Source organism: Gottfriedia sp. NPDC057991, from assembly GCF_042886615.1.
Classification (GTDB): domain Bacteria; phylum Bacillota; class Bacilli; order Bacillales; family Bacillaceae_G; genus Gottfriedia.
Map to the genome: position 1 here is coordinate 418,322 of NZ_JBHVQN010000001.1, position 18,688 is coordinate 437,009.

Here is an 18,688-nt window from a genome sequence, read left to right on the forward strand (position 1 = left end):
AAAAAGCTTTGAAAGGTTGACATCAATGATACAAAAATTGGACTATTTGAAAGATCGTTTGAGTGATTTAAGTAAACGAAACCGTTCTATTCGCCTTATGAAGTTAGCAGATAAATGGGCGGTTGATTTAACTGAATTAGAATTTGTTTATCAAGATAAGAATCAAAATTCTTCTCTTCTTGATGATATTATAAAAAATAAGAAAAATGAGATTTCATTATTTAAAAGAGATATAAATGATGAAAAGAAAATGCTTCTATCGCATAAATTAACTAGCTTACACCGTAATTTAAAAGGGATTGAAGAAGAAACTGGAATGTATGATTTATATTTAGGCTATCCATTCTTAACTGGAAAAATGATGGATGGTACTTTTTTTAGAGCACCTGTTTTCTTATACCCAATCAAGTTAGAAAAAAACGGTTTAACTTGGAATCTAGTTAAAGGTGAAGGAGAAAAATTAATTAATAGGACTTTCTTCTTAGCCTTAAAAAAACTAAATGAATTTAATATTGAAGAGAAAATGTTAGATGAAGAGTATTTTTCTGATGTTACTTCAATTCAAGAACTTCATGAATGGTTTAAGGAATTCGATTATAATTTTCCAATTAAAAGCACTATACTTCAAAAATTTCAAAACTATACTTTAAAAGACATTCCAAAATTAAATGATGGAGAAATTGCACTTGAGAGTTTAGCAGTAATAGGCTGTTTCCCTCAAGGAAACTCTGCAGTAATAAAAGACTATGATTTAATGAAATCAATTTTAGAAGAGAACGGTGATTTAGGGTTTATTTCGGAATTGTTATTTGAAGAAGAAAGTATTATAAATGATTCATTATTATCACCAATTGTAGAAGAAGTAGAAAAAAATATTGATGAACGAGATAAAGTTTTTTTATTACCTACAGATGGTTCCCAAGAAGAAATACTTCAACTAGCTAGAAACCAAAAGGGTTTAGTTGTACATGGTCCTCCTGGGACGGGAAAATCACAAGTTATTGTTAATTTAATTACAGATGCAATTAATCAGAAGAAAAAGGTATTAGTTGTTTGTCAAAAAAGAGCTGCATTAGATGTAGTAAATCAGAGACTTGATGGATTGGGTTTATCCAAGTTTGCTGCTCTAGTACATGATGAGAAGAACGACCGTCAAAAACTTTATTCGAAGATTCAGCAGTTGATAAATGTTCCTATTCAATTGAACGATTCAAACCAAAAAGAGTTTGAGTTTGTAAGTTCACAATTAAGAATGAGTGAAGGTCAACTAAATGATATTTCAAGAGCATTATTTGAAGTACAGGATTTTGGTTATAGAGCTTATGATTTATATAGTATCTCGAAACCAAAGGATGAAATGAAGCGCCTTGTTAATGTTAAACCTTATTTAAGTAAATTAAGTAGATATAATTTAGAGGATATTCTTGCAGAGGTTTATACTTACGGAGAATATTATGAAAGATTTGGAAATGAAAATTATCCATGGAAACAAAGAAAGAGTTTTAAGGATTTAGAGTTAAAAGATCAATCGAAAATGACAGATACTTTAAATGATTTAATCGAAAGTGCAAAAATTACTGTTTCTAAATTAGACGAGTTTGAACAAGATTTTGTTACTCCGGAATATGCAAAATTAGTTCAAGAAAAAATTGAGAAGATTTATGAGGATCTAGATGATAATAAGAAACGCTCATTTAAGAATATTCGTTTATGGATTTGGACTTCTTTTACTGGAAAAAATATTATCGAAGAGCTGTTAGCGGGTAATAAGTTTAAAGGTACAAGTTCAAAAGAATGGATTAGAATAAAGCAATGGTTAAAAACGCTTTATGAACTTTCAAAAGAAACAGAAAAATTCAGGTCGAAGTTAAAAAATTTAATTCCATATATAGCTGAAGAGTGGATTACAAGTATGGAAAAACTAGTTAATGATGGAAAAATCCCATTAAATGAGCTTGAAAAAATGCACGAATATATTTTCTCAGATTTTGAAGAGCTAAGAAGAATGGACCGTTTCTATCATGATAAAGATGATACAGTAATTTCACTAATTGAACTAGTAATTAAAGAAGTACCTTACGTTGAAACGTATTTAGCAAAAGAATGGATGTATTCCCTTAAAGATTCTATTTATTTACATTGGATTGATGAAATTGAAAGAAAACATCCTATAATTGAAGCAATTAGTACAGAACAGTTTAATAGAATTCGTGATAAATTGAAAAATTTAATCGAACAAAAACGGAATACTGGTAAACTAATGCTTCATAATAAATTACTAAGTTCAATAGAAGAAACTAAATTAAATTTTGGAAAAGCAATTAAAGAGCTTAGCCATCAAACATCTAAAAAGAGACAATTATGGCCATTAAGAAAATTGGTAAGAGAGTTTTCAGATAAAGGACTAACGGAATTACTACCAGTTTGGTTATTGTCACCCGAGGTTGTGTCATCAATTTTACCTCTAACTGAAGGTTTATTTGATCTTGTTATTTTTGATGAAGCGTCTCAGTGTACAGTAGAAAATGGGCTCCCTTCAATCTATAGGGGGAAAACAGTAGTTGTAGCTGGAGATGAAATGCAATTACCACCATCTAATTTATTCCAAGGTAGTATGGAGGTAGATGAAGATGATGAAACAATGGGTGAAATTGAGGAATCAAAGAGTTTATTAAACTTGTCTAAGCGTCATTTTCAAGAAAGCATTTTACAATGGCATTATCGTTCTAAGTCCGAGGAATTGATTAACTTTTCAAATTATGCTTTTTATAATTCGAACATTCAGATTGCACCAAACGTTGAGCCATTAAAACAACCTGCTGCAATAACTTGGAAAAAAATCGATGGATTATGGATAAATCAATCGAATCTTATAGAAGCACAATTTGTTGTATCAGAGCTTAAAAAACAAATAATAACCTATCCAAAATTATCGGTTGGAATCATTACTTTTAATGCTAAACAACAAGAAAAAATTCTAGATGAGATTGAAAAGCTTGCTGAAACAGATAAAGAGTTTGAAGTGATCTATAATCAAATTCAATCACGTGATTTGGATGAAAGAATTTTTGTAAAAAATATCGAAAATGTACAAGGTGATGAGCGTGACGTCATTATTTTCTCAATTGGATATGCTAAAGGAGAGAATGGTAGAGTTTATAATCGTTTTGGTACTTTAAGTCAATCTGGCGGCGAAAATAGGTTAAACGTAGCCGTAAGTCGTGCAAAAGAAAAAATCCTAGTAGTTTCAAGTATTGATCCAAATGAACTTGATGTAACAAATTCTAAAAATAGAGGTCCGAAATTATTAAAAGCATATCTTGAATATGCAAAAGCTACTTCTGAAAACAATAGAGAACTAGTTACAAGTACACTAAAAGATATTCAAGAAGGAAGCAATACGATGGTTACGCCTCAAGCATTACATTTTGATTCAGGGTTTGAAGTTCAAGTTTATGATATGTTAGTAGAACTAGGATACGAAGTCCATACCCAAGTAGGTTTATCAGGATATCGTATTGATCTAGCAATTGTTGATCCAAATGATCCTTCTAAATACCTTCTTGGTATTGAATGTGATGGAGCTATGTACCATAGCTCACCAAGTGCTAAAGAAAGAGACGTTTATCGCCAAAAATTCCTTGAAGACAGAGGATGGAAAATTGAACGTATTTGGAGCAGGAATTGGTGGAAAAACCGTTCTGGTGAAATTGAAAGAATCGAACATGTGATTAAAGAGTTAATTAGTAAACAAAGAGTGACTGAGTTAATCCGATAATTTTTAAAATGCAGCTTAAGTGGCTGCATTTTTTTTACATTAGACTTGATCTAGATATTAAATAACTGTTTAAATGTTTTTCAGATTCTTATTTTTTTGTTCTATATAATGAACATCTATAGTCTTTAAACATTAAAATATAAGTAATTAGGTACAAATTATAGGATTTTATTGTGAAAGAAATGAAAGATGAATTTTAATACAAAATAAAAATTAGAACCAAAAATTAAAATTACCTGTTCAATTTTTTGAATATCATATGCGATACAATAAAGGCAGAAATTATTATTTGCAAGAATTAGTCGGAAAAAGTTGAAACATTAATAATAATACACAAATTTTAAGGGGGCCAAATAATGGAAGAGCTGGAAACAGTTTATGTAATTGAAACTTCTGAGGATATGTATGTAGTTGAGGATGAAGTTTTTGAAGGAAAAGTATTAGAAGGGGTTTTAGAGCTAGCAACTAGATTCTACTCATTTGAGGATGCAGAAGAGTTTCTAAAAGAGATGCAGGAGTCCGGTAATGAAGGGACTGTGCGCCCTGCTAAAATTTATATCAAAGTAGTTAAGCAATAAGAAGAACTGAAAATCTGACAGGATTGAAATAAAAAATTGTTTTTTTCTTACAATCCTGTCAGAAATCCTTAAGTAAATTGTAAATGGTGACTATCTGCAAATTATGATTCAATAATTTTGTATCTTCTAAAATAATAATGTTGAAATTTCAGAAATACAATACGTCATCCTAATCTTTATATATTACATTCAACATTAGAAAAAATAAACAAGCGTCTCTTTTCTTTAAATCAATTTTTCTAATATATTTATTCAATTTATTAATTTACAAGTTTTTCTAATCAAATATTTCTAAAATGTTACTTTTATATATGTTACTATAAACTGGATGACAATTCTTACAAAAGTAAGTAATAAGATTACTTATTACATTAAAAAGTGGTGAATAATAATTGAAATTTATAGATAAAATTATTAAATCTGAGTATCGATCTACAAGGGATAACGTAGTAAAAGAATTTTATATTCCACTATTAGGTGATGCTGTTTTATATAAACGAGCTGTAGGTTTTTTTTCATCTACAGCATTAATTGAAATTTCTAAAGGTATTTCTAGGTTAGTAAATAATGGTGGAAAGATACTCTTAATTGCTTCACCAAAGTTATCTGAAGATGATCTTATTGCTATTGGCAAAGGATATGAAATGAAAAACGAAGTCATTGAAAGGGCTCTGATGAATTCAATCCTTCCACCAATCGATATTTTTGAAGAGAAAAGACTTAATCTCCTTGCAAACTTGATAGCAGAGGGTAGGTTAGAGATTAAGATTGCATTCATGGAAAACAATAATCATATAGGAATGTTCCATGAAAAAATGGGATTAATCTATGACGAAGAAGGAAACGTTATTGCATTTACAGGTTCAATGAATGAAACAATGACAGCGTTTTCTCATAACTATGAATCAATTGATGTTTTCTGTTCATGGACTCAAGATAAAGAGCGAGTATATGCGAAGGAACGAAATTTCTATTCAATCTGGAATGATAAAGAACCAAATGTACAGATTATAGACTTTCCACAAATAGCAAAAGAGAAATTTGAAAGCTATAGAGTAAGCAAAGTAAATGAAAATATAGATGAATTGGAATATTTTAGCGAAAGAAGTGAATCCCCGATAGTGTACAGTACAGGACCAAAAATCCCTAATAATGTAGAATTACATGATTATCAAAATGAAGCAATTAACAATTGGAAGGCAAATAATTATATTGGCATATTCGATATGGCAACTGGTACAGGTAAAACATATACGGGTTTAGGGGCTATAGCAAATTTATATGACAATTTACAAAAAAATTTAGCAGTAGTTATCGTATGTCCTTACCAGCATTTAGTTGAACAATGGGTAGAAGATATTAAAAAGTTCGGAATGAAACCAATCGTTGGTTATTCTGCATCTACACAAAGAGATTGGAAAAATAGGCTAAAAAATGCAGTAACATCTTTTAATTTGGGAGTAAAAAAACACTTTTGCTTTATAGCTACAAATGCCACTTTTTCTTCTGCATTTGTTCAAGAACAAATAGATAAATTAAAAGGAAACATAGTTTTAGTAGTAGATGAAGCTCACAACTTTGGTGCGGCACACTTGAGTAAAATGTTAAATCCCAAAATACCTTATAGGTTAGCTCTTTCGGCTACTCTTGAAAGGCACGGTGATGAAGAAGGCACTGAAAAACTGTTTAATTATTTTGGAGAAAAATGTATTGAATATACATTAAAGCAAGCGATCGATAGTAATAAGTTAACACCATATTATTATTATCCAATTCTAGTCTGTCTTAATGAAGATGAGCTTTCTGAATATAAGGAATTAACTACACAGGTAATTAAATATTGCACTACAGATAAAAAAGGAAAATTAAAATTAAGTGATAAGGCAAAAATGATTTTAATAAAAAGGGCAAGATTGGTTGCAGCTGCACAAGAAAAGATTGTAATGTTAGCTGAAAAAATTGAAGACTATAAAGATGATTCACATATGCTCGTTTACTGTGGAGCAGCAACGATGCAAGATCTAGATTATGTTGAAGGGTCAGTTCAAGCTGATGAAAAGAGACAAATTGATATTGTAGCTAATTTATTAGGAAATAAATTCAATATGCGGGTCTCTAAATTTACATCAGAGGAATCTGCAGAGGAACGTGAGGAATTAAAAGCTGTATTTTCTACCGGAAAACAACTCCAAACATTAATTGCGATTAGATGTTTAGATGAAGGAGTTAACATTCCTAGTATTAAAACTGCTTTTATTTTAGCTAGTAGTACTAATCCAAAAGAGTATGTCCAAAGAAGAGGTAGGGTATTAAGGAAATATCCAGGAAAAAACTTTGCAAAAATCTATGATTTTATTACCTTGCCTGTTTCTATAGCTGAGGCAGAAAGTATGTCTGAAGATGAAATACGTTCTCTGCGATCTTTAGCAATTAAAGAGATTGATAGAATGAAAGACTTTGCATCAATAGCAGAAAATCCTTCAGTAGCTGACCAAATAATTAACGATATTACCTATTCATATAGATTAAATGAGGTAGGAGGAGAAGAAAATGACCTTATCTAATGGAGAAATAAAAATAGATGAAAAAAAGTTGAATCAAATGAAACTTAGCATTATTAGATTAGAACATAAAAATCTAAAAACTAGAGAAAAATCTGATGCTGAAATGGTGGATATGATCCGAAAAATTATTTCTGATGAGGTTAAGAAGAATTATTAAGGGGGGATGCGAATATGCTACTAAAATCTATTAAAATGAAAAACTTCAGGCAGTATCAAGGAGAACAGGCAGTAGAATTCTCCACCCGTAATGAAAAAAATGTAACTGTTATCCTCGGTAACAATACGAGCGGAAAAACAACTTTGCTTCAAGCTTTTAACTGGTGCTTATACGGAATTGCAGTTTTTGATACTAAAGATTTTTTACTTAACTTAGATGTTTCTCGTAATTTAAATCTAAATGAAACAACAACTGTAGAGGTTGAAATTAATTTAATTCATGATAAAACTGAGTATTTTATACTAAGAACTCAAGAGTATACATGTGAATCAAAAGGAACACGCCCTTCTCAGTCAAAACCCGTGAAAGTATCTTATAAACAACCTGATGGACAAATTGAACCTATTAAGCAAGTCCATGTAGAGCAAACAATTAATGAAATTCTACCAAAAAATTTATCTAATTATTTTTTCTTTGATACAGAGCGAATTGGAAATATTAGTTCTAAAGCTGATGTAACAGATTCTGTAAAAGGATTATTAGGATTAACTGTTCTAGACAGCTCAATGAAACATTTAGGCAACAAAAACCTTAGGTCTAGTGTTATTGGGAAATTAACAGCTAGTATGGATGTTGGAGGAAATGAAAGAGCTACACAAGCTCTTGCTCGAATTCATAGTGAACAAAAGAAAAAAGAAGGTATTGCAGAACAAATAGAAACAGTGAAAAGTGAAATTAAGCACTATGAAAGCCGTAAAGACCAATTAGACACGATACTAAGAGATAATCAATCAACTTCAAATTTGCAAAGTAAAAAAGAAAAGATTGAAAAAGATATAAAAATTGAAGAAGGTGTATTAGAGTCAACTTATACTAATTTTATACAAGATTTTAATACTAACACAACGAACTTTTTTGCACAACCATTGATGGAGAGAGCCTTAAACATGCTTAAGGAAGCCAAGATGGATGATAAAGGTATAAAAGATATGACTGCTCAATCAATTATTGAAATTATTAAACGTGGCAAGTGCATATGTGGTGTTGAAATCTGTGAGGGTAATGAAGCTTTCTTACATTTGCAAAAAGAACTTGAATATTTACCTCCGCAATCAATAGGTACAATCATTAGAAATTTTAAGGATAAGGTTGCAACATATAATAGTACAAATTTATCTTACTTTAAAGGTTTACAGTCAAAATTTGAAGATATTTACAGATATAAAGATAGAATTCAAGATTGGCAAGATGAGGTCAGCTATATAAGTGCTCAAATAAAAGGTAAAGAAAATATGCAAAAGTATGAGATGGAGTTATCTGATGTTAAGCAACGACTAAAAAGTCTAAATGACAAAAAAGACAGACTTATCAGAGAAGATGGCACTTGTACTGGTGATATTGAAAGATTTCAGAAAATATATGATAGTCTTATTTCTGTATCTGAAAAGAACATTGAAATCATGACATATATTAAATATGCCGAAGAAATTTTTAAATGGATCTCATCAACTTATAAGGAAAAAGAATCTGACATACGAGAAAAATTAGAAGAAAAAGTAAATAGTATATTTAATAAAATGTATCATGGACGCCGAAAGGTAGTCATAGATGAAAAATACCGAGTGTCACTATTAACTGCCTATTTAGATGATGAAGTGAAAACCGATGAATCTAAAGGATTAGAAACAGTTAAAAACTTTGCTTTCATTGCAGGATTAGTAGATTTGGCACGTGAGAAAATTGTAAGTAATACAGGAAATGACACAATGTCATTAAGCTCTGAACCTTACCCACTTGTTATGGATGCACCATTTTCGAATGCGGATGAAAAACATGTAAGCAACATATCCAAAGTACTACCTCAAGTTGCTGAACAAGTTATTATGTTTGTTATGGAGAAAGATTGGAGATATGCAGAAACAGTAATGGGGAAAAACGTCGGTAAGAAATATTACCTTGATAAAAAATCTGAAACACTAACCTATTTAAAGGAGAGTGAGAGTTAATGTTTGAAAATGATGTTACTATAAATGGGAAACATGCAACATACACAAAATTCTTAGTTAATGAAGCAGCAGTTTTTAAACGTTTTATTGACGTTTATATGAATGGTGCTATCCTAGGTTTTTTACATGGGCGTAAAAGTGAGAAAGATAATGTTTCTACCGACAGAGCAAGAATCTATGCAGATGCTTTTGCAAACGAAAGGCTGAGATGTGACTTTATTTATAGGCTAATTATGCTTCTTGATGAAACACCTGGTAAAACTGTAGAAGACAGAATTAACAGAGCTTTTAGGGATGATAGTAAAGGTAAAGAAAACGAAGCACATCAAATGAATATAAAGCTTTTTAATTCATATGTTCTTGGTGGAATAGAAGTTTTATATGAAAAATTTACTGAAGATTGCACTACTAAGGAAGATTATATTACTAGAGTTTATGAAGTCGTTGAAAATTTTAATGAAGAAATTCAGGGAGTTAAACATGATAAAATAAATGAAGTAATCGAAAATTACCGTTAGGTTGAAGATTATGACATTCTTAGATTCGGAAAAATACGATGTAGAGTATGTGCTTCAAAATTTTACTAAATTTGATTTATTCACTAGTAGTATAAAACTTTTTAAAGCTTTAGAATTTCCAGTTTATCAAAATTCACATGGTGAAAATCTTGATATAAAAAATTTTATATACTCATATGTAAACAAGAATATCTTGTTCAGTGTCAATGAATACGACTTTTTATATAAAATTCAAACTATTTCTATGCTATTTTCTTTAGATAATAAATTACAAGAAAAGAAAACGAATTTAATAGAACAATCTACAAACCAAGTATTATTTATGGCAATAGATCTAAATTCATCTTTACGTGATAGAAGTTATGATGCACATAATATTTCTAAGATAATAAACAAAATTTTTAAATGTCCCGTTTTTATTTTGTTTCAAAACGATAATAATATACTATTCTCAGGAGTAGCAAATGAATCTACTTGTAAAGAAAATGGCAACAATGTATATTTATCGGATTGGTTTAATTATAGAAATGAGGATAGTAAAATTTATGAGGTAATAAGTCAATTATCGTTTGGTAATCATGTTCAGACCACAATGTATAATTTTTACTATGATCTTCTTTATTCTATATCAAGGGAGTATTATGTATTTCCACTTTCAAAAGAATATTTCACTTATGGATGTTTAGTTAATGAATTTAATCCATTATCATTAGGGATAAATGCTTCGATTGAAGCAAACTCTTATAAAAAAATTAAGGAGTACTCATCAGAATATAGTAATTATTATAAAGAAATATACGGTGATGACTATGTGGATAATAGCGAATCGATAGAACTTTTATTAATTGATGAAGAAGAAAATTTACTGTTAGAGTTTGACGAAGAATTATTTTTAGATTTTGAGATTGACGAAGAGCAAGACTCTAATTTAGAAGACGAATTAGATATTGAAGACAACGAGTATATCAATGAGTTAATGGAAGAAGCAGATGATGATCTTTTTGATGATCCTCTTAAACTACTAGAATGGATTGAAACTGAAAGTTAATTCTAAATGTTTTAATATAAAAGCATCTAGTTTTCTAGGTGCTTTTACATATAATAACTTTGCATCTAAATAGAACGTACATTCTGTATAAAGATGTTTTACATTAATTTGATCTTTAATTTACTGAAATTATTGATTAAGTAGATAGAATTTTAACTAATATCAAGATGTAATAGCTTATAAATGAAGAAAATTTAACATAGAAGTTTGAAGAATATTTTAACACGGAGAGTTTTTTTCTTTGTTTTAGTAAAAGTAAATAGTATATAATGTCATTGGAAGAGTTCTTCCAAAGGAATTAATTTCGAAAGGATGTATGAATGTGGCCTATGCACAACATCAAAGTTTTTACTTGCGTGATAAATGGACGAGTAAAGGATTAAAATTTTTAAAGGAAAATCCTAGATTCTTTCATGAAAAATTTGCATTTGAGCAAATAGGCTTAGGTAAAAATATGGTTCAGTCTTTGAAATTTTGGTTACTTGCAATGAACCTGATCGAAGAAGATAAGAAACTGAAGATCCATAATTTAACTAAATTAGGTGAAATTGTATTAAAACATGATCGCTTATTATTAGTTCATGATACTGCATCAATTTTACATTATCAATTAGTAAAAAATGCGGAAAACCGAGCAACAATATTTTATTGGTTTTTTAATATATATAATGAAACGATCGTAAAAAGGGATGATTTAGAAGTTGCTTTTGAAGAATATGTACATTCTAAAGAACCAAAGGAAATATCTGTAAAATCATTAAAAAAAGATATAGATTGCTTAATTCAATTGTATACAAAAGATATGAATGAGTTTGATCCGGAAGATGTAATATATAGTCCATTTAAGAAATTAAATCTTTTGTCTGAATATAAAAAAGTTGTACGTAAGAGTGGACCAGAAGTTAAAAATATTGGATTAAGTGCTTTGTATTTTGTCTTATTAAATTATATTAACAGCAATGGAATGGATACATTGAGTATAGATGAAATAATTAACAAAGAGCATTTATGGGGTAAGGTTTTTAATTTATCAAGAGGAGAAATAATTGATGCTTTAAACCAATTGACAGTGCATAAAAAATATCCGATTCAATTTGTTCGTACGAATAATTTAGATAGTGTTAAATTACCTGAAATAGATCCTATTGAATTTTTAAAAGAGGAGTACGAAGAAATGGAGTTGGTTGTTAATGAGTTTTAAGACAAGTGTTAATATAAAGTTTGATATTGGTAAAGAAGAGTTTTTGAACCGTTACTTACCAACCCCTTCTCATGCTTCAGCTTTAATGGGTCTACTACAAGGGTTCACAAAAGAATTAAATAGAGCTCATATTATAGTAGGACCTTATGGGACAGGAAAATCTTTACTGGCGACTGTCGTTGGAGGGATTGTTTCAAAAAAAGCTAGTAGGGATTCTGTAGATAAGCTTATAAAGAAATTTCAAAATGTCGATGATTTAATAGCAGATGAAATAAGCACTTCTAAACATCTTTCTAGTGAATTTATACCTATTCTTCTCACAGGCAATGAAGGTAGATTTCGTCAAACAGTAATAACAAATATTTTAAGAGAATTAGCTAAACATGGTATCAATGTAAAATTACCAGGAATGAGTTCTAAAATTCTAGATACAATCGAGATGTGGAAAGTGGATTTTCCATTTGCCTATAAGCAATTTCTAGAAATATTAGAAGCAGAAAATTTTAGTTATGAAAAATTTATGGCGAATGTAGAATACTTTGACGAAAATACTATTCAGTTTTTCGCCGAAGCTTATCCGAAACTAACAGCTGGTGCTACTTTTGTTATTGATTATAATACAAACTTTATTGCAAATTTAGAAGTAATTATTGAAGAATTACAAAAGAAAAATGTGGGACTATTTTTAGTATATGATGAATTTGGAAGATTTTTACAAGGGTTAGATGGAGATAAAATTAATGAAACAATGCAGGACTTACAAGATTTAGCTGAAATTACGAATCGTTCAAATCTACTTCATGTCCTATTAATTACACACAAAAGTTTAAGGCAATATTTTGGTTTATACAACGAAGAAGTCGCAAAAGAATTTCAAAGAATTGAAAAGCGTTTTTCTCAATATTATATCCAAAGCGATGCTACGACTTTTAATAGAATTGCACAACAAATCGTTTTGGAAAATCGTAGTGAACAAATTTCAATTACTGAAAATATTTATGAGTATATAGTAAATGGCCTAAGGAAATTCCCGTTGTTTCCTAGTATGAACCAGACAGAAAAGGAAGAAATAATTGCAAAAGGTATGTATCCTCTTCATCCTGTATCATTGTTTATGCTTCCAAGTTTATCAAGTGTGTTTGGACAAAACGAACGAACACTATTTACTTTTTTAGAGAGTAATGAAACTGGTGGACTTAATAATCATATGAAAAAAAGTGATGCATTATTTTTCCCACATCAACTTTTCGACTACTTCTTCCCTGAAATAGAGACCGTAGATATGGAAGAAACTTTTGTAGAATATATGACGATTTATAAAAAAATTATAAATAAAATTCCACCAGAGTTTTTTAGTAATCAAAATGTTGTTAATTTAATTAAATTAATTACAATTTGGAATATAGGTGGTTTACAGAAGGAAGTAAAGTTAAATACAGAATTTCTGTCTTATTGTATGCATATTGACCTTAAAGAATTAAATCATGTCCTAAGTGAACTAAGTCATATTAAAGTTGTAAGATTCAATGTAATAAATGGCTACTGGGAGTTGTTTTTAGGTAGTGCAATTAACATTTCTAATGTTGTAAATGAAGAAAAAAAAGTTACTGTACTTAATGTAGAAAAAAAATTAGAAATTTTGAAGAGTGGATTTAGTAAAAAATACATTTTTGCAAATGAGTATAATGATGCAACGAGTATGACAAGGTTTGCAAATATTGAATTCGTAATTGCATCTGATATATTAGAAAACAAACTTGAATTAATTCCTACAAATGAATCTGATTTTACTATTTACTATGTATTTACTGATAATCAGAATCAAAAGTTTGAGTTATTACCAATATTAAATGCACATAAAAATGATCGAGTCTTTATCGCTCTATTTAACAAACAAATATCTGATATAGAACAGCTTGTTTATGATAAAGTAATCTATCAAAATTTAATAAATGATACCGATTTTATTAAACAAGATATACATTTGAAAGAAGAGTTAGACATTCTTGATCAAGAAATAAGTTTTCAAATTAAAAGTTTCTTAAAAGGCTTGAGTAATTTCAGTTCGGAAATTGAATGGTATTACAAAGGTGAAGAAATCAATGTAAGAAGTGAATATCAGCTAAGTAATCATTTATCTAGTAACGCATATAAAATTTATAATAAAACACCAGTAATAAATAATGATAATTTCAATAAAAGAAATATCTCAAATCAACAAAAGAACGCTGGAATTAAAGTTGTTGATTCGATTATTAATAATTATCGAGATAAGGATTTTGGAATTTCAGGAACAGGACCTGATTATCTTATTTATGCTACGGTATTTAAAAATAACGAAAATACAAATAAAAATGTGAATGATTTAAATTTTACTGAAATTACTTATGAACCATATAAATTATTAAGAGATGCTTTAATTAGCTTATTGGAAAATAAATCAAAAGGTACGTTATTAGAAATTCTTAATATTTTTACTGATCGACCATTTTCAATTAGAAAACCTTTAATTCCAATATTATTAGTTTCTCTGTTAAGGGATCGTTGGGATGATTTAATGTTTTATAATAAGGATATGTTTATTCCAGGTATTGATGGAGATAAAATTTATCAAATGGTACAAGCTCCAGGTGAATATGAGTACGTGTATTATCATTTAGATAAGAATTATATAGATTTCTTTAATATTATTGAAGAAATATTTAGTGAATATAAAAATCCACAGTTAGAAGGAAAACCAAGACTGATAGTTCTATGTGCTGCGATGAACAGCTGGTTAAAGAAATTGCCAAGAATTACTCAATTGTCCTCACTTGTTAATAAAAATTTTAAATGGTTACGTACTGTAGTTCGGAAAACTGAGATTTCTCCACAAGCAAGTATGCAAACTTTATTTGAAGAATTTTATGCTAAAGGTAAAATACAGACTTTACGAAAATTAGTAGAATATGGTGATGATTACCTAAGTGATTTTGAAAGACAAGTAGAGAATGATATTAAAGAAATTACGAATTTAAGCGATTTAAAGGTATTAAAAGAATGGGCAGAAAATCAAACTGATTATAATAAAAAAAATAACAAATTTGTTAACGCACTTTTGAAAACTTCAGAAATTGCTGAATGGATTAACAAGTTTACTTACTACTATGTTGGTGTTAATATTAGAGACTGGTCTGATTCAACACATGACCTATTTAAAAAACAATTAAAATATGATTTTACTCATTTAAATGAAAAAGTTGAAAATGATATTTCTACTGTTACTTTAAAAATAGAAGATCAAATCAAAGTAATTAACCGAGTAAATCTATCAACAAAAGCACAAATGATTTATGACAATGTGCATAGAATGATGACTAATGCAGGTCGTAACGTTCCACGTGAGGAAATAGAAAATATGATTTATAAATTAATTGAAGAATTTGTAGAGTAAGGGGGGCGTTATAATGTCTGAACGTAAACCAGTTCATATAATTATGTTTAGTGGTGGTGCTGCTAGTGCATATATTGCTTATCAAACAGTGAATACTTATGGAAAAGAAAATTGTAAATTATTTTTCACTAATACACTATGGGAAGATATAGACAATTATCGTTTTATGAATGAAGTTGCTGAATATATTGGTATTGATATTACTGAAAGAATTGACGGACGAACGCCTGAAGAAGTTTTTTATGATTATCGTTTCTTAGGAAATGCTCGTATGGCAAAGTGTTCAGAGGAATTAAAAGTACGTCAAACTTTAATTTATTTAGAAGAATTAAGGGATGAGCACAATTTAGAACCAATTTTATATTTTGGAATTGGTCCACATGAAAAACATCGTGCTGAAAATTTAACAAGTTTTTATGAACATTGGCCATTAGAACCTGTTCAAACACGTTTCCCAATGATTCATACATTCAGAGAAGATTTAGATGTAAAGGGAATTATTCAAAATGATTGGGGAATTAAATTACCACGAATGTACACGATTGCTGAGGAGTTACGTCCTGATTTAGCAGCGTTAGGTTTTAAAGGTTTCTCACATGCAAACTGTGGTGGTCGATGTGTTCGAGGTGGATTTCAACATTATGCAATGCTATATGCAGTATGGCCAGAACGTTATAAAGAACAAGAAGAAATGGAAGAAAATTTCCGTAAACATTTTGATAAAAATGTATCAATGATGAAAAAAGATGGAAAACCATATACTTTGAGACAGTACCGTGAAATTTTAGAAAGAGAAGGTGTTGAAAAATACCTTTTTAAAGAAGATGTGGAAATTCCATGTGTATGTTCATTCTCTTGATATAATAGAAAAAGCATCCCATATTTAAGAATATGGGAGCTTTTTTTTTATATAAATGATTATAAAGACTATTATCTTTTTAACAGAGGAGTAACTTATGAAAACTTTTGAAATGTTAAGGCTATTAACTAGACATGGTTTTGCAAAGTGCTTAGAGAAGCAAGAATTAAATGATGGAGTTTATTTAACTGAAGATGGAGTGGTATGGTCAAATACAGGGGAATCTCTAACTTTAAATTCATGCACTATAGAATATGAATGGTTAATTGAAAAAAAGTATGTAGATTTTAATGAAGCATTAAAAGCATTAAAAAATGGTTATTCAATACTAAGTTATTACAAAGAGGATCTTTGCAACAAATATTTTCCTTATAATAAATTCAAAAGTATTCCAATTGTTGAAATTTTAGACTGCAAATGGGTAATTGGCAATTTTGAAGGAAATTTTCGACATTTTCCAGATAGTTATAATACGATGACATGTGATTAAATAAATAGACCAATTATTATTGAGGATCAGATTCTGTTATGAAGTTAAAGATCATTGAGGAGTAAAAAGAAAAGAAGTTAAGTTAGAATTAATAATTTTATTGTTCCCATTCATTTATTTGAATGGGTTTTTTGTTATAATCAAATTGTAAAGAAATTAACTTGACTGTAATATTTATTTTAAAGTTTTTACAGTGGATTTTGTGTATATTTCTGTGTTAAAAAATGCCATTTATGTAAAATTGGCAAAGTATAGATTTAAAATGGTTTGAAAACGATATTAAATATATCATTTACAAGTAAAACTTTTAAATTAATTATGTGGGTATTTATCAAAAGTAGAAAATCAAGTTTCTTGGGGGAGTTTAAAAATGTATGGAAATCCATTTATAGATTATCTAGATCAATATAACGTCTTATCACCGAACCATGCAAAAATATATGATGAATATACTTATGATCCTGGTAAGGATTCTTACACGTTTAAAATTAATACTAAAATCGAAAAACACTTAGTGAAATTGTTTAATGATAATCCTCATAGTGTTATCCTTACAGGAAATGCTGGAGACGGAAAAACTAGACTTTGCCGATTAGTTCATGACTCATTTGTAGATGAAGGATTAAAGCAATGGCCAATTACTGGAATTATTGATATCAAATTTGAAAAAGGAACAATTAGAATAGTTAAAGATTTATCTGAGTTAAAGGAAGATATAATTCATGCAGAACTAAGTAACTTACAAAGATATATTAATTCTAATCATGAAAATAATATATATTATCTAATTGCTGCTAATGAAGGTAAATTAACTAAATTCTTATCTCAACATGAAGATTTATCATCCCTACGTCAATTGGTTGCGGCGAGATTTAACGATAATAAATCAAATGATTCTGATTTTAGCATTATCAATCTTTTAGACGTTACTTCTTCAATGTACGTAGACAAAGTCTTAACAGAATGGAATAAAGAAGAAAATTGGAGTAGTTGTTCTAGTTGTCCAATTAGAAAAAAATGTATTATCCATTTAAATCATGACAGAACATCACAGGAATACATTCAAAAGCGTCTTGTAGAACAATACCGCCTATTAGATTATTTAGGAACACACATAACTATGAGGGAAATGTTGATTCATATAAGTTACATTCTTACAGGTGGTTATACATGTAAAGATATTCATAACGCAGATTACAAGAAACTTGAAGAACAAAGTAAAAAACCATATTATCAAAATTTTTATGGACACGAAATTGATTTGGATGCATTTTCTGAAATGAAGGCTTTAAAGATCTTCAGAGAACTTGATCCAGGTAATCAATCTATATCAGTTATTGATGATTTTATTATGAATGGAGATATTTCTGGACAAGAAGAAGTTGAAAAGTTGCATAATGACTTATTTGATAATAATTTAGATATGCAATTTGGCTATTTTAAAAAGAGGCTGAATATTTATCGTGATCATAATAAGGAAAGTGACGATAACTTAATAGATGAATGGATATATAAATTAAGAAGAAAGTTGTTCTTTGAGATAGAAAATGAAAATCACTTGAAGAGAATTGCACTTTTACCTTTTCAATATGTTCAAGATTATGAAGAGATGATTCAGAACATACAAAAAAGGGCACTAATTCGTAAAGATTTAATAAATGGTCTGAATAGATCCTTTTCAAAGAAACTTGTCTCACCATTAAATGAATTGCATGCGACAACTGAAAACCTAATGATTCATTCGTCGTATAAACTTAAACAGTTGGCAATTGAAGAAGAACAAAAAAGAGAAGAAATAGATCATTTGCCATCAAAATTTATCCTAGTAGTAGATAATGAAGTGGAACTTCTATTAGACCTTGCTTTATTTGAGTATTTAATGAGACTTAATAGTGGAGACACACATAATGTATTACGAGAAGATGTTGAAATTCTTATTGATACCTTTAAAAATGAATTAATTAGGATTAGTGAACCTGATCCATACACATTAAGCATACTTCGATTAGATAAAAGTAAAGGCTTATATATAGAAGATGAAATATTAATACCATAG

The 18,688-nt window shown here is 29.1% G+C and carries 12 protein-coding genes; all 12 read left to right on the plus strand.

The window, feature by feature from the left end:
• Nucleotides 1-25: 25 nt before the first annotated feature.
• The 12 genes from ACFVR2_RS01950 (at nucleotide 26) to ACFVR2_RS02005 (ending at nucleotide 18,688) form a co-directional block, all read left to right on the plus strand.
• Nucleotides 26-3,778 carry an AAA domain-containing protein gene (locus tag ACFVR2_RS01950; RefSeq protein ID WP_387358414.1) on the plus strand — a complete coding sequence of 1,251 codons (3,753 nt, stop codon included), beginning with the start codon at nucleotides 26-28 and terminating at the stop codon, nucleotides 3,776-3,778.
• Nucleotides 3,779-4,134: 356 nt separating this feature from the next.
• Nucleotides 4,135-4,356 (plus strand): hypothetical protein, encoded by a 222-nt coding sequence (locus ACFVR2_RS01955; protein ID WP_387358416.1) that lies wholly within the window; start codon nucleotides 4,135-4,137, stop codon nucleotides 4,354-4,356.
• A 392-nt stretch (nucleotides 4,357-4,748) separates the two neighbouring features.
• Nucleotides 4,749-6,920 carry a DEAD/DEAH box helicase family protein gene (locus tag ACFVR2_RS01960; protein WP_387358418.1) on the plus strand — a complete coding sequence of 724 codons (2,172 nt, stop codon included), beginning with the start codon at nucleotides 4,749-4,751 and terminating at the stop codon, nucleotides 6,918-6,920.
• Nucleotides 6,907-7,077 carry a hypothetical protein gene (locus ACFVR2_RS01965; protein WP_387358420.1) on the plus strand — a complete coding sequence of 57 codons (171 nt, stop codon included), beginning with the start codon at nucleotides 6,907-6,909 and terminating at the stop codon, nucleotides 7,075-7,077. Before ACFVR2_RS01960 ends, ACFVR2_RS01965 begins: the two co-directional genes overlap by 14 nt.
• A 14-nt stretch (nucleotides 7,078-7,091) precedes the next feature.
• Nucleotides 7,092-9,083 carry an AAA family ATPase gene (locus ACFVR2_RS01970; RefSeq protein WP_387358422.1) on the plus strand — a complete coding sequence of 664 codons (1,992 nt, stop codon included), beginning with the start codon at nucleotides 7,092-7,094 and terminating at the stop codon, nucleotides 9,081-9,083.
• A complete protein-coding gene (locus ACFVR2_RS01975; protein WP_387358424.1) occupies nucleotides 9,083-9,601 on the plus strand; it encodes a hypothetical protein in 519 nt (172 codons plus the stop codon). Before ACFVR2_RS01970 ends, ACFVR2_RS01975 begins: the two co-directional genes overlap by 1 nt.
• Nucleotides 9,602-9,611: 10 nt before the next feature.
• Nucleotides 9,612-10,649 carry a hypothetical protein gene (locus tag ACFVR2_RS01980; protein ID WP_387358426.1) on the plus strand — a complete coding sequence of 346 codons (1,038 nt, stop codon included), beginning with the start codon at nucleotides 9,612-9,614 and terminating at the stop codon, nucleotides 10,647-10,649.
• 322 nt (nucleotides 10,650-10,971) lie between these two features.
• On the plus strand, nucleotides 10,972-11,850 hold the full coding sequence (locus tag ACFVR2_RS01985) for a DUF4007 family protein (protein WP_387358428.1): 879 nt from the start codon (nucleotides 10,972-10,974) through the stop codon (nucleotides 11,848-11,850).
• Entirely contained in the window at nucleotides 11,840-15,283 is a 3,444-nt protein-coding gene (locus tag ACFVR2_RS01990) for a hypothetical protein (RefSeq protein WP_387358430.1), read from the plus strand. The genes ACFVR2_RS01985 and ACFVR2_RS01990 overlap by 11 nt, the downstream gene beginning before the upstream one ends.
• A 13-nt stretch (nucleotides 15,284-15,296) precedes the next feature.
• Nucleotides 15,297-16,142 carry a hypothetical protein gene (locus tag ACFVR2_RS01995; protein WP_387358432.1) on the plus strand — a complete coding sequence of 282 codons (846 nt, stop codon included), beginning with the start codon at nucleotides 15,297-15,299 and terminating at the stop codon, nucleotides 16,140-16,142.
• Nucleotides 16,143-16,239: 97 nt separating this feature from the next.
• A complete protein-coding gene (locus tag ACFVR2_RS02000) occupies nucleotides 16,240-16,632 on the plus strand; it encodes a hypothetical protein (RefSeq protein WP_387358434.1) in 393 nt (130 codons plus the stop codon).
• A gap of 370 nt (nucleotides 16,633-17,002) precedes the next feature.
• Nucleotides 17,003-18,688 carry a hypothetical protein gene (locus ACFVR2_RS02005; protein ID WP_387358436.1) on the plus strand — a complete coding sequence of 562 codons (1,686 nt, stop codon included), beginning with the start codon at nucleotides 17,003-17,005 and terminating at the stop codon, nucleotides 18,686-18,688.